The 13,462-nt window shown below is 61.0% G+C and carries 9 protein-coding genes; 4 read left to right on the top strand and 5 right to left on the bottom strand.

Annotation, left to right across the window (positions count from 1 at the left end):
- Positions 1-34: 34 nt before the first annotated feature.
- Complete coding sequence (locus tag HMPREF2847_RS01350) at positions 35-2,377, bottom strand: YhgE/Pip domain-containing protein (protein ID WP_070851266.1); 2,343 nt, start codon at positions 2,375-2,377, stop codon at positions 35-37.
- Positions 2,377-5,010, bottom strand: coding sequence for a YhgE/Pip domain-containing protein (locus HMPREF2847_RS01345; protein WP_070851265.1), 2,634 nt, complete (start codon positions 5,008-5,010; stop codon positions 2,377-2,379). Before HMPREF2847_RS01345 ends, HMPREF2847_RS01350 begins: the two co-directional genes overlap by 1 nt.
- 321 nt (positions 5,011-5,331) lie before the next feature.
- Here HMPREF2847_RS01345 and leuA point away from each other — a divergent pair, with 321 nt between their 5' ends.
- A complete protein-coding gene (gene leuA, locus HMPREF2847_RS01340) occupies positions 5,332-7,149 on the top strand; it encodes a 2-isopropylmalate synthase (RefSeq protein WP_049171178.1) in 1,818 nt (605 codons plus the stop codon).
- Positions 7,150-7,362: 213 nt separating this feature from the next.
- Here leuA and HMPREF2847_RS01335 read toward each other — a convergent pair whose 3' ends face one another.
- A complete protein-coding gene (locus HMPREF2847_RS01335) occupies positions 7,363-8,376 on the bottom strand; it encodes a hypothetical protein (RefSeq protein WP_246821890.1) in 1,014 nt (337 codons plus the stop codon).
- Between the two features lie 407 nt (positions 8,377-8,783).
- Between HMPREF2847_RS01335 and HMPREF2847_RS01330 the strand changes: the two genes are divergently transcribed.
- From HMPREF2847_RS01330 to HMPREF2847_RS01320, 3 genes are all read left to right on the top strand, one after another.
- Positions 8,784-10,085: an exonuclease domain-containing protein gene (locus HMPREF2847_RS01330; RefSeq protein WP_141765042.1), complete on the top strand. Its 1,302-nt coding sequence runs from the start codon at positions 8,784-8,786 to the stop codon at positions 10,083-10,085.
- Between the two features lie 61 nt (positions 10,086-10,146).
- Positions 10,147-11,496 carry a MurT ligase domain-containing protein gene (locus tag HMPREF2847_RS01325; protein ID WP_070851263.1) on the top strand — a complete coding sequence of 450 codons (1,350 nt, stop codon included), beginning with the start codon at positions 10,147-10,149 and terminating at the stop codon, positions 11,494-11,496.
- Positions 11,497-12,309, top strand: a complete 813-nt coding sequence (locus tag HMPREF2847_RS01320) for a type 1 glutamine amidotransferase (protein WP_070841459.1) — start codon at positions 11,497-11,499, stop codon at positions 12,307-12,309.
- Positions 12,310-12,365: 56 nt separating this feature from the next.
- Here the strand turns inward: HMPREF2847_RS01320 and recR are convergent, their stop codons facing one another.
- Together recR and HMPREF2847_RS01310 are read right to left on the bottom strand one after the other, a co-directional pair.
- Positions 12,366-12,992: a recombination mediator RecR gene (gene recR / locus HMPREF2847_RS01315; protein ID WP_016421873.1), complete on the bottom strand. Its 627-nt coding sequence runs from the start codon at positions 12,990-12,992 to the stop codon at positions 12,366-12,368.
- A 37-nt stretch (positions 12,993-13,029) separates the two neighbouring features.
- Complete coding sequence (locus HMPREF2847_RS01310; protein WP_005511884.1) at positions 13,030-13,353, bottom strand: YbaB/EbfC family nucleoid-associated protein; 324 nt, start codon at positions 13,351-13,353, stop codon at positions 13,030-13,032.
- Positions 13,354-13,462: the final 109 nt, after the last annotated feature.

Here is a 13,462-nt window from a genome sequence, read left to right as displayed (position 1 = left end):
CCTGACACTTGACAAAAACATAGGGACACCCCCCTTACGAGGTGGCCATCACCTTCGTCTCCTCGATTGCGTTCTTGATGTCGTTGATTCCCTTTTCAAAGATGCGCTGGAGGCCCAGTGCCAGGATCAGCGACGGGATGATGAACAGCGCCAACATGAACATCAGCTTCCAGTAGTCGGCCTCGTAAATACCGGCGATGGAGCTGCGGAACATGTCAATCGCGTAGGTACCCGGCAGCCACGGGCTAATGTTCTGGACCCACTGCGGCACCAGAGGCAGCGGATACGCGCCACCTGCGGCCGAGACCTGCATCACCAGCAACAGCACGCAGATGGCCTTGCCGGCGTTGTCGAAGGTGAAGACGAACGAGAAGACGATCATCATGAACACCAGCGAGATGATCCAGCCGGCCAGCAGCATCAGGAATCGGTGTGCGGGATCGATGCCCACGTACACCTGAAGTCCCAACACCATCAGCGTGGCCTGAACCAGGCCAACGGTGGCGAAGGTGGCGAACCGGCCGAAGTACTTCTCGGCGCGGGTGTAGTCATCGGTCTGGGCAGCGTTGATTTGCTGGTCGCTGGACTCGTCGGCCTCAGCGTCAGCATCATCGAGCGCCTCAGCGGCTGCATCGCTCTGCGCATCATCGAGCGCCTCATCGCTCTGCGCCTCATCGACCGCAGCCTCGACCTCATCTGCACCGACCTCATCGCCGACCTTCTGAGCGCCGCGGCTACGCACCGTGGTGCGAATCAGCACCGACGACAGCAGCGCACCGATCCACAGTGCGAGCGTCGCATAGAACGGCGCCATGCCCGCACCGAAGCTCTGGACTGGGAAGACGGGGTCCTCCTCAACCTGCACCGGCGCGGCCAACTGCGCTGCCATAGCACTTGGATCATCACCGATGGCGTCAGCAATCCGAGAGAGGTCACCGGTGTCCTTCGCCTCTTCCAGCGCGTTGTGGATCTCGTCGAAGCGAGCGGCCAGATCATCAAAGCGGTTGCTCAAGCCCATCGTGGCAGCGCTGGTCTTACGAAGCGTATCCACCGGCGAACCAGAAAGCGTACCGCGGATGCCACGAATGTCCTCGCCAATGACCTCGATGTCATTGCTCAGTCGCGACACCGGCTCCGACAGCGCGTCGATCTGCGGGCGCAGGTTCTGCTCGTAGGAGTTCTTGGCATTTTCCACAGCGGCAATCGCAGCCGTGAAAGCGTCCTTCGCCTGGCTTATCGACGATCCCGTATCCCGACCACCACGCAAATCCGCTGCCACGGCAGAGAAACTCTCCTGCAGCCCACGGGTGCGAGCGATTGAGGTGTTCAAGTCGGAGATTGCATGGTCATAGCCCGGCTTAGCGACACCCGGAACCACTGCCCCAACGGTGTCTTCCAGATGGTCGCGCATCGCAGTCAGACCATCGGCCTGCTGGCCGAACTTGGCCGCCATCGCATCAAAGGTATCCGCGGCAGCGCCGCTGGTGGCCTGGCTGCCGTCGACAAGCTCGTTGACCCGGTCGCGTACGCCTTCGTAGCTCGCCTGCGTTGCGTCGAGCGCAGTGCTGACAGAACCGCGAACATTGCCGACCGCGGCCTCCAGATCGCCGGCGACGTTGCCGTCACCCGAACCGTTGCGCAGAATATCCATCCGCGCACCAGCGTTTTCCAAGATGGAATCCGCAGTCTCCACCAGTGGCACGGTGGTCTCCACCAGCGTGGACAGCGAACGAGCAGTCTGCGCGCCAGAGCGCAGTCGCGCGGCGGTGTCATCAACGCGGTTTTGCACGCGCGTCAGCGCCTGCTTGGAGTCGGAGGTGTCCAGGTACTCATCCAGCGAGGTGATTGCGCCCAAACCAACGCTGGCGACGACCTGCGTAAAGTTCTTATCGATCTCCTGAATAACGCCACTCGCGCCCTTGCCCGTAATGATCGACGACAGCGCGTTCTTCTTCTCATTCGTATAGAGCGTCAGCTTCGGCGCCTTGGTACCGCGGACGTAGAAGGTCATCAGTTCGGTACTGAAGTTCTCCGGAAGCACGATTGCCGCGTAGTAGTCACCGGACTTGGTGCCATCGATGGCGTCATTGGAATCCGTAATCCGCCAGTCAATGTCGTGATTACGGCTCAGCTTCGACAACACCTCATTGCCCAAGTTGAGGTCAATCGCACCGATATCCGTGCGATGACCACGGTCATTACTGGCGACCGCAATCTTCAGCTTTTCGGTGTTCTCAAACGGCTCCCAGCTGGCCAGCACGTTAAAGCAGGTGAACAGCAGCGGAATCAGCACCAGGCCGAAAACCATGATGCCGGTCATCGTGTTCTGGCGGATCACCCGAAAGTCGTTCCGCACAATTTCAAGAACGTTTCTCATTAGGCTTCACCTTCTGGGGAAGTCTTCACGCTTGCCGACGACACCTTCGTCTGTGGCTCAAACGTATCGCCAGCATTTTCCAACGAGTACGCATGCGGATGGGAAGTCTGGTGCTCCATGTAGGCGCGCAGCTCTTCCTCCGACAGCTCGCTGAGCTCCTGGGCGTGAATCACAGACTGCTTGACGTACTCGCGCACCGCGATGTAAGCGAGGCAGAGCAGTACGAACAGGCAGGCTAGACCGAAGAACAGGGCCTTCTGATCCGGGTAGTTGCGGGCCAGAATACCCAGTATCACCAGGGCGACCACTGCGACACCAATGGCAATGCGCATGAACAGCGTGTAGCTGCCACGCAGGTTCTCCATCCGCTCATCGACTCGCGTCTGGTACTCCTCGCGGTTGCGCAGCGCGAAGACCAGGTCACTGAGCTTGTATCCGCTACCGACCAGGTGGACTTCTTCGTTGTTGACCAGACCGCCCTCTTCAAGCTGGTGGTTAACCAAGACGTTGACCGAGGACAAGCTGCGGCGCAGCCAGTAGCCGACCACGTAGGCGATCGCTGCCATGACCATTAGGGTGAGCATGTTCTTCAGGTAGTAATTGGAGTAAAAACCACCAATTGTCTCGCGGAGAGCATCAATACCGTAGGTCAACGGCAAGAACGGATTCAGTGCCTGGAAGAAGTCCGGTGTCATCTCAATTGGATAGAGACCGGCGGCACCAGGGATTTGAATAAACGCGAGCACCACGGCGATACCGCGTCCCACGTGCCCAAATGCCGCCACCATACTGTAAATAATGGCGAGATAACACAACTCCACCACGACACAGGTGAGGACGAACGCAACCGCGCTGACATTCTGCACACCAATGACAATGTCACCGATGGAGACAATCAGCGCCTGGAAAATAGCGATGATGCCCAGCAGCAAGGTACGGCCCATGTACGCCTGGCCGACCGTGATTTCCTTGAAACCGTCCGCATCAACTTCCACGCGGAAAATCACAATCAGGATGAACGCACCAATCCACAACGACAGGTTAGTAAACAGCGCCGCCATACCCGAGCCGTAGTGATCCACCGGGAACACGGCCTCAGTCTGGATCTCGGCCGGATCACTCAGGAACTGCGAAATACCCTCGGGGTCGAGGTCATTGACCATGTTCATGGCTTCGCGCTCTTCGGTAGTACCCAGGGTAAGAACATCGAGACGCGCGGTTTCCAGGCCATCGCGCACCCCGTCGAGGTCAGCCTTGAAGCTCTCGAGGACCTGATTCGCGGCGGAAAGCTGCCCACTCGTAGCGTCGAGAAGCGCGGACGTTTCCCGGACGGTGTCCTTTTGCGCGCCAAGCGCCGCCGCGTACGAACCCACGCGCGCGTTGAGCTGATTAAGCGCCCTGCTCAACTGCGGGAGTGCGTCCTGGGAAGCCTGGCGAATCTGATCCGAGGCAGCCTTGCCGTCCTTAGTGGCCTGCGCCAATGCCTCGCTGGTGGCGTTGAGGGAGTCGAGAGTTCCCTGCGCCGAGCCGGAGACGTTCTTCAGGCCCTCCACCAGCTCTTTATTGGTGGCGTTGCTCTCGTCGAGCGCATCGATGGTGCGCTGGATTGCCTGCTTATCCGGGCCGTTGAGCGGGCTGGCATCCAACAGGGAATTCAGGCCGCCAATGACCTGATCCGCCTGCTTGACGATGTCCTCCGCCGCAGCCGTCGCGGAATCCGAACGGGAAATTGCGCCCTGCAGATTGCCAGTCATCGCGCCGATCGCGGCGTTGGCGTTACCGGTGCCCTCTACCAGGGCGGTACTGCCCTGCAGGTAGGCATCGTTGAGATCCGCGGAGAAATTCAGGACCTCGTTGTTGAGCTCACCAGTAATCGCCTGCACCTGCGTCAACGCATCCTGGGCGTCATCGAGGGCCGTGTCCACGCTGCCGAGAGTCTTCTTGATCTGCGCAATCGTCGGCTGCAGATCGCCAATCTGCTCCTGGATAGCACCGACTTCATCGCGGCTATTGGCAACCGCATCAGCGACATCCTGGAAAGCGTCAGCGGAATTGAGACGAGCCGCATCGAACCGGCCCTGCAGCAGGCCGCCAGCTTCCTTAACCTCCTCGGTGACCGCCTTCGCAATCTCCTTATTAAAGGAAGCGGAAATCTGACCATCAATACCGGACGCGCCCTGCGCCGTGATGTGCGGCGAGATCGCGTTGATCTTCTGGTTAGCGCGGTATTTCAGCTTTGCTGGATGCCCCTGTCCTTGAATCAAGTCAACCATTTCCTGCGAGAAATTCGGCGGAATGGTGATTTCGGCATAGACCTTGCCGCGCTTTAGGTCTCGGTCTGCCTTCTCGGCATCGGGGAACTGCCAGCCCAGTTCATGATTTTGTTTTAGTTGTTTGACCACCTGGTTACCGATATTGAGGCTTCCGGTAACCGAGGAACTCGCGCCCTTGTCCTCATTCACAATTGCCACGCCAATGTTCTCGGTGTGCTCGTACGGATCCCAGAAGCCTGGGATGTTGAACCAGGAGTACAAGGCAGGGGTAATCATCACGCCGATGACGATTACCCACACTCTTGGGCTATTGCGGAGACGGCGCAAGTCTCGCTTAAGAATAGACCAGCTAGTTTGCACCTTTAGGACGCTATCATCTTTACCTCGCTAAATACATTGGTACTAGTTTTAGAACTATCGCTGGGCGGGGCCGTCGGCAACGCCTTTCACTGCACGGAGCCCCACGGCGCAGAACTCTTACGGCACAGAAACCCGCGCATATTTCCCCCACTAAAACCCCCGAATGATGAAATTCATATAACCAACGGGGTAAGGTACATCACATGCAACGCGGACTACTGCTTCTATGCCGCGGCGGGGCTTGGGTTTAAGGCCGGCTCCCCGTCGCGGGGTTAGTTGTGCCGGCCTACAAGAAAAGTCCGAATTAGAAAGGCCCACAACATGTCTCCTTCCGACGCTTTTATTTCCGCTCCTTCTGTAATCTCCACTCCTGCTGGCGAGATTCCGGAAGGGCAGCCTGCTTGGAATAAGCAGCGCAACTCCCAGATGGCAACCAACCGCTACCTGCCTTACGACCAGGAAGTTCAGGACTTCCAGCTGAAGGATCGCACCTGGCCGGACAAGCGCATTACTAAGGCACCGGTTTGGTGTGCCGTCGACCTGCGCGATGGCAACCAGGCGCTGATTGACCCAATGAGCCCGGAGCGCAAGCGCCGCATGTTCGAGCTGCTGGTCCAGATGGGCTACAAGGAAATTGAGGTCGGATTCCCGTCCGCTTCCCAGACCGATTACAACTTCGTGCGCGAGATCATTGAGAAGAACATGATCCCGGACGACGTCACCATCCAGGTTCTGGTTCAGGCTCGCGAGCACCTGATCCGCCGCACCTTCGAGGCGTGCGCCGGCGCTAAGAACGTCATCGTTCACTTCTACAACTCCACCTCGATCCTGCAGCGCGATGTTGTGTTCCGTAAGGACAAGGACGCAATCAAGAAGATTGCCACCGACGCCGCAGAGCTGATTAAGACCATCGCGAAGGACTACCCGGACACCAACTGGCGTTGGGAGTACTCGCCGGAGTCCTACACCGGCACCGAGGTTGAGTACGCCAAGGAAGTTGTCGACGCCGTGGTTGATGTCATCGACCCGACGCCGGAGAACCCAATCATCATCAACCTGCCGTCGACCGTGGAGATGATCACTCCGAACGTCTACGCAGACTCCATCGAGTGGATGCACCGCAACCTCAACCGCCGCGACTCCATCATTCTGTCGCTGCACCCGCACAACGACCGCGGTACCGGCATCGCCACCGCCGAGCTGGGCTACATGGCCGGCGCCGACCGCATCGAGGGCTGCCTCTTCGGCAACGGCGAGCGCACCGGTAACGTCTGCCTGGTCACCCTGGGCCTGAACATGCTGACCCAGGGCGTCGACCCGCAGATTGATTTCTCCGACATCGACCTGATCCGCCGCACCGTCGAGTACTGCAACCAGCTGCGCGTTCCGGAGCGCCACCCGTACGGCGGCGACCTGGTCTTCACCGCTTTCTCCGGTTCCCACCAGGACGCCGTGAACAAGGGCCTCGACGCAATGGCAGACAAGGTCCGCCCGGGCGCTGCCGTCAAGGAGCTTTCCGACGAGGACCTGCGCGCGGTGACCTGGGAGGTTCCTTACCTGCCCATCGACCCGAAGGACGTTGGTCGTTCTTACGAGGCCGTTATTCGCGTGAACTCCCAGTCCGGCAAGGGTGGCGTGGCCTACATCATGAAGACGGACCACGGCATGAACCTGCCGCGCTCCATGCAGGTTGAGTTCTCCTCCGTCGTGCAGGCAGTCACCGACGCCGAAGGAGGCGAGGTCAACTCCAAGGCGATTTGGGACATCTTCGCAGGTGAGTACCTGGACCGCGAGGCTCCACTCGAGCAGATTGCCCTGACTGTCGATGCCCCTCAGAACGAGTCGGATGCCACCAAGATCAAGGCTCACATCGTCTACGAGGGTAAAGAGCAGACCGTCGAGGGTGTCGGCAACGGCCCGCTGGCCGCTTACGCCAACGCTCTGGAGAAGCTCGGCATCAACGTCGAGGTTCAGGAGTACGTCCAGCACGCTCGCACCGCAGGTGACGACGCCGAGGCCGCGGCCTACGTCCTCGCAGATGTCAACGGCACCAAGGTCTGGGGCTCCGGCATCGCTGGTTCCATCACCTACGCATCGCTGAAGGCAGTCACCAGCGCGGTCAACCGCGCACTGGCTTAAGTCCTTAAATCGTGTCGCGCTGGAGAGGGAGGGCCGGCAGTGGCGCTGGCCCCTCCGCTCCGCATAGTTACTGACTAGGTTTATGACACTTTCGTGGCAAAATTTGTGCTCAAAGCGACATAAGCCTAGTCAGTTTCTTTTTGGGCTGGGTTTATTGGGGTTGGGCTCAGATACCTAGTGACCCGACCCAACTCCCCAAGTGCCCCGACCCAACTACCCAATCAACGGGCCGGCATTGCGCACATCCGCGCGGAAAGTCACCCCACCTGCGGCTACGACGCGTTCGCGCTCGATGAGGATTGAACGGAGCGTCGATAAGCGAAGTGCGTGCAATTCCACCTCTTTCCACACCACCCGCGCGACATCCAGCCCCGTTGCGCGCAGTGAACGCTCGCGGTAGGTCTCCCGCGTGAGCAGATCGGACTGAGCCGCGGGGGTCGGCGCGACCTCGCTCGCCGAATACTTGATGTGGCCGTCAAACTCCACGACAAGCAGCAGGTCGGGAATATAAAAATCCACGCGGGCGAGAAAATGCGGTGGCGCGTGGCTGGTGCCGCGAGTCCAAATTTCGGCTTGCTCGTGGAATTTCAGGCCGAGTTCGAGAAGCGCGGCTTTAGTCATCGCCTCACCGGGCGTTTCGCAGCGACCATGACAGACTGCAAGCGCACGATGAAACAGCTCTTGGCCCCGCAAGCTGGGATAATGCGCTGGAATCTCCTCAAGCTGATCGCGCGTGGTGCCATGCCGCAGCGCACCTTCGACAGCCAACACCGCCGCCCGCCACGACACGGACTCCGGCCCCTTCTGCCTGAACCGGACGCGGCACTCATCGAAGGCCGCACGCGCGAGCACCGCGACCCGCCGGTCCGCGAGCCCCTGCGTGTGGTCCAGATGAATCTCCGAGCGCAGGCGCATGCAATAGTCGATGCCGTGGAACTGCTGACTCCCGCCCACGACCACAATCTTCGCATCGCGCACCAGCACCCACGAACCGTGCAAAGCCAGCGCTGCAGCTCCCGAAATAACGCCTGACGACGTCTCGGAGACCACCGCCAAAGCAGTAATAGCCAGGCGTTTCTCGCGGTGGAGCCCTTCCCAGGCGTGCGCGACTACATAGTGACCTCGGCAAAGCCGCTCCAGATAACCGGCCCGCGCTTGCTTTTCGACCTCGCGATATCCATTCCCCGGCTGGTCATTCGGCCTAATGATTCCAAACTGGTCCGACACCAGTTGCTTGCGTTTCTTGTTGCTCACTTCTCCCCCGCCCCTATGGTTATTGCCCCGTGGTTGTTATGTCGTCCCTATTTTTGTGGCGCTGTTTTGTGGCTCTATTTCGTGGCCTTGGTTTGCGGCCCCTATTTAATGGGCCCCTATTTAATAAGGCGCGGAAATCGTCCTTACGGTTCCATTCCTTTTCGGCTGAGCACCCCTCGGGGGAGAAACTTTGGGACTTGTGTGTCTTGCGTAATCTATGAGACCCGTGTGACCGGCCCCCGGTCCTTCTGAGCTTGAGGCCGAGCTAGTGCCCAAGTTACTGACTAGGTTTATGACACTTTCGTGGCAAAATTTGTGCTCAAAGTGTCATAAGCCTAGTCACTTTCTCCGCGGGTGAGCGCACCCGCTAGTCTTGAGGCATGACTGAATCGGCGCGCGATGAGCGCAAAGCGACTGGGGCCTCTTCTCAGACGAAGAGGCGGCGACGGAATCGTCGCCGTTCTCAACGCGCGTCGGGAGCGGGCGCGAAAACATCCACACCTGCAGCAGCAACGGCACAGTCCTCAACGGCCACAACGACCTCAACCGCTCCGGACGCAGCCACGCCGGCCGCAGCCACCACCGACACGGCCACGACCAGCGCAACCGCAACCACACCGGCCACAGCCGAGACCGCCGCAACAAAGGCCGCTGACGAGCACAAACAGTTCTCGTCGGCGGAGGAAGCTCCTTACGCAATCGTGTCCATCCAGGCCACGGGCATCCATCCCAAGACGTCTCGTCTGGTCAGCCTGGGAGTGTCCACCGCCGACAGCAGTGGCAACATCGTGGACACCTGGCATGTCGTCATCAATCCCACCGAGGATCCCGGCCCGACACACCTCCACGGCCTCGAGCCCGCGGACTTCGAGGGGGCGCCGAAGTTCGGGGTGATCCAGGCCAAGCTCGCGCACGCGCTCGATGGGCGCACGTTGGTTGCTCATAATGCACCGCTGGTCTGGGGTTTTATAGTTGCCGAGGCCAAGAGGGCCCGTCGTCAAGCGAATCGTGAGCGGTCCGCGCGGAACAAGCGGGGGCGTCGTCGTACGCGTACTCGCGTCGCGCGGATTCCGGCGCCCGCGCGGATTGCCGATACGTTGGAAACGGCGCGCCGCCAGGGCAAACGGCTTGACGACGCACGCCTGCGCGCCGTCGCGCGCGCCTACGGCCTCGATGTGCCTTCACCCGAGGCATCGATTGCCGGCATCTCGGTGCCGGAGCGGGTGCGGACGTTGGATGACGTCACCACCACGCTTGCGCTCTTCCGCGCACAGGGCGGGCTCGACGAAGGTACAACCCTGAACATGTACACGCCTGACCAGCTGCGCGAGGACATTGTGGGCCTGCAGCGCTCGACAGTGCGTGTCGACGCGATGGAAGCGCCGCGCCCCGTGGAGAACCCCGGCCGTTATACGCCGGGGCGGAAGCTCGTGGAGGGCATGGAGTTCGTCGTGGCACCAGAGGTGTCGCTGGACCCGGATGAGCTGATCGCGGCGGGTGTGCGAGCCGGGCTGGCGTACTCGGAGAAGGTCACTCGGGAGTCGTCGGTGCTGGTGTGTAACCGGCCGGCGGATGTGACGCCGGATCAGCTGACGGGCAAGGCCATGCATGCCCACCGGAAGGACATTCCGATTGTTTCCGATGAGGCATTTCTGCGACTGGTCGGCGAGATGGAGAAGTAGGGCTCGGGCTTTTTGCCCAGCGCATTCGTTCTACGAATTATTCACAGTAAAATACACAGTTATGAAAGAAGGCACTTCACATAACGACGTAAGTGACCACAGTCGCGATCGCACAAGCTCCCCGAGCCTGCGCGCTCGGTTTGCGACTGCCGCCGCTCACGCCGCCACCTGGGCCTCCCGGAAGTCCGGTCGCGGCGCAGGTGGCATGATCGGTGGCCTGATTGCGCAGAAGATTGACCCGCGCATTCTGGCCTCCCTCGGCAAGGGACGCCCGGCCGCGATCATCACTGGCACCAACGGCAAGTCCACCACCACCCGCATGTTCGCGGCCGCCATGCGCGCCGCTGGCCACAACGTGGCCACCAACGAAGGTGGCGACAACATGGACGCGGGCATCATCTCCGCGCTGCTCGCCACTCCCGATGCGGACAGCCTGGTCCTGGAAGTCGATGAGCTGCACGTCCCGCACATCGCAGAGGATCTGAAACCGCAGGTCCTGGTGCTGCTGAACCTTTCCCGCGACCAGCTCGACCGCGTCGGCGAGATCAACAAGATTGAGGCCACACTCCGCGCTGCGGTGGACGCTAACCCGCAGGCGACGGTCATCGCCAACTGCGACGACCCACTCATCGCGTCGGCTGCGTGGGATGCCAAGAAGGTTATTTGGGTCTCCGCGGGCGGCGGCTGGACCAACGATGCCACCTCCTCCCCGCGCACCGGCGGCCCTATCATCCAGGACGGCCACGACTGGTATGCCGTGAAGCCACTCCCGGACGGCTCGGAGTTCAAGCGCCCTGAGCCGGACTACCGCATCACTGCGGAGGGAGTCATCACGCCTGCTGGCGACACCCTGCCGATGAACCTCACGCTGCCGGGCAACGCCAACCGCGGCAACGCCACCTTGGCGATCGCGGGCGCTGTCGATATGGGCGCGGACCTGGAAAAATCCCTCCGGGCCACCGAGACCGTCGACAACGTTGCAGGCCGCTACTCCACCATGGTTGTGCGGGATGACAAGGGCGCCGAGAAGCACGTCCGCATGCTGCTGGCCAAGAACCCAGCAGGATGGCAGGAGGCGCTGTCGATGGTCGACCGCAGTGCGGATGCAGTGGTCATCGCGGTCAACGGTCACGTCGCCGACGGCGAGGACCTGTCCTGGCTATGGGATGTCCGCTTCGAGGACTTCGACGGCATGGATGTGTTATCCGCGGGCGAACGCGGAACTGACCTCGCGGTGCGGTTGCTGTATGCGGGCATTGATGCGAGGTTGGTCGCAAATCCGCTGCAGGCGATCCGGTCGTGTGAAGCGCGGGGGTCGTCGTCAAGCGTCACCCGAGTTGAGGTGCTGGCGAACTACACCGCCTTCCGCGATCTGAAGCGCGACATCGAACGAGCACAGGAGGAAAAGTAAATGAGCGAGCTGTCTATCGGCCTGATCCTCCCGGACGTGCTGGGCACCTACGGCGATGATGGAAATGCGCTGGTGCTGCGGCAACGCGCGCGGATGCGTGGGATTGACGCCGAGATCGTCCCGATCAAGCTGGGCGACGCCGTCCCCACCAACCTGGATATTTACACCGTCGGCGGCGGCGAGGACGTCGCGCAGACCATCGCGGTGGAGCACCTGATTAACGACGGCGGCATCAAAAAAGCAGCCGATGCCGGCAAGCAAATCCTCGCGATTTGCGCAGGCTTCCAGATCTTCGGCAATTCTTTCCGCGCGGGCGGACGCGACGTCGCAGGTCTCGGCCTTGTCGACTGCACCACCGATTCGCTGCCCACGCGCGCAATCGGCGAAATCTGCACGCTCGTCGATCCCACGAACGGTTTGCTTGACGACGTCGACGCCAGCCCGCTGACTGGCTTCGAAAACCACATGGGTCGCACGACCTTGGGTACCGATGCGAAGCCGCTTGGTCGGGTTGTCCGTGGCGTGGGCAACTCTGGCCCGGAAGTGGAGCAGGCGGACTCCGGGATTGCTCCGGGAGTAGACGTTGCTGCACTTAACCCCGCCGGTGGCGTCGAGGGCGCGGTGCAGGGCTCGATTATCTGCACCTACCTGCACGGCCCCGTGCTGGCCCGCAATCCGCAGCTGGCTGATCTTTTGCTGGCCCGCGCGACCGGCCAGGACCTGTCGAGTTTGGCTCCGCTGGACATCGAGGTTGTGGATAAGCTGCGCGAAGAGCGCATTTTGTCCAAGCCGCGTCCGAAGAGCGAGCGCTAGTTTTTGTGGTTTCGCGCGACCGGCCGAGCTGACTGGTCAGCGGCCGGTTGGCGGGCCTAGACCTTCAGCCGGCCCGTCAGCGCGCGGGACAAGGTGAGTTCATCGACGAACTCCAAGTCACCGCCGAGCGGCATGCCGGAGGCCAACCGGGTGACCTCAAGATCCGGGAAGTCCCGGAGCAGCCGGGCCAAATAGGTCGCGGTGGCTTCGCCCTCGGTGTTGGGGTCAGTCGCGATGATGACCTCGTGGATTTCGGGGGGTTGGGTCTCGTCGACGTCGTCAAGCACGCCGGCGATACGTTGCAGCAGCGTGCGGATATTGAGCTCGTTCGGGCCGATGCCGCCGAGCGGATCGAGCGCCCCGCCGAGCACGTGGTAGCGACCGTTGTACTCCCCCGTGCGCTCGATGGCCTGGATATCGCGCGCCTCTTCAACGACGCACACCAGACCACGGTCGCGGCGTGTGTCCGAGCAGTACTGACACACGTCGCTTTCCGAGATGTTGCCGCAGACCCGGCAGAATTGCACACCCTCGCGCACCCGCCCCAGCGCGGATTGGAGCCGGCCGATGTCCTCCGGCTCCGCCTTCATCAGGTAGAAAGCGATACGCTGAGCTGACTTCGGGCCGATGCCCGGCAGGCGCGAGAACTCATCAATGAGATCTTGGAGTGGTCCCTCGAACAATGATAATTACCTACAATTACTGGTCTGAAAAGCTAATTTAGAAACCGAGGCCACCGAGACCGTCGAAGCCCTGGGACAGCGGGCCCATCTTCTGCTCTGCCAGCGACTGCACCTTAGCGGTAGCGTCCTGGAAAGCTGCGAGGACCAGGTCCTGCAGCCCGTCGACATCCTCCGGGTCTACGACCTTCGGATCAATGGCGATGTCCGTGACCTCGCCCGAGCCCTGCATAGTCACCTTGACCAGACCGCCACCGGCCTCACCGACGATGGTGGAGGCGACGATCTCCTGCTGTGCTGCCTGCAGCTGCGCCTGCATCTGCTGTGCCTGCTGCAGAATTGCGTTCATATCTGGCTGAGTCATAACTAACTTTCCTAACTATTGTGCTTTTTACGTGCTGATTTATAGTTACGCGCACGCTTAAAGGCTCATCGCCCTTGCTTTACGACGCGCATCGCCGCCCCATTCTAAC

This window comes from Corynebacterium sp. HMSC074C03 (genome assembly GCF_001838285.1).
Lineage (GTDB): Bacteria > Actinomycetota > Actinomycetes > Mycobacteriales > Mycobacteriaceae > Corynebacterium > Corynebacterium amycolatum.
Note: the sequence above shows the minus strand (reverse complement) of the source record. Positions and strands in the feature narration are given on the sequence as shown.

Coding starts and splice junctions, on each gene's coding strand:
- HMPREF2847_RS01350 (WP_070851266.1), bottom strand. CDS start 2,377: ATGAGAAACGTTCTTGAAATTGTGCGGAACGACTTTCGGGTGATCCGC.
- leuA (WP_049171178.1), top strand. CDS start 5,332: ATGTCTCCTTCCGACGCTTTTATTTCCGCTCCTTCTGTAATCTCCACT.
- HMPREF2847_RS01330 (WP_141765042.1), top strand. CDS start 8,784: ATGACTGAATCGGCGCGCGATGAGCGCAAAGCGACTGGGGCCTCTTCT.
- HMPREF2847_RS01325 (WP_070851263.1), top strand. CDS start 10,147: ATGAAAGAAGGCACTTCACATAACGACGTAAGTGACCACAGTCGCGAT.
- HMPREF2847_RS01320 (WP_070841459.1), top strand. CDS start 11,497: ATGAGCGAGCTGTCTATCGGCCTGATCCTCCCGGACGTGCTGGGCACC.
- HMPREF2847_RS01310 (WP_005511884.1), bottom strand. CDS start 13,353: ATGACTCAGCCAGATATGAACGCAATTCTGCAGCAGGCACAGCAGATG.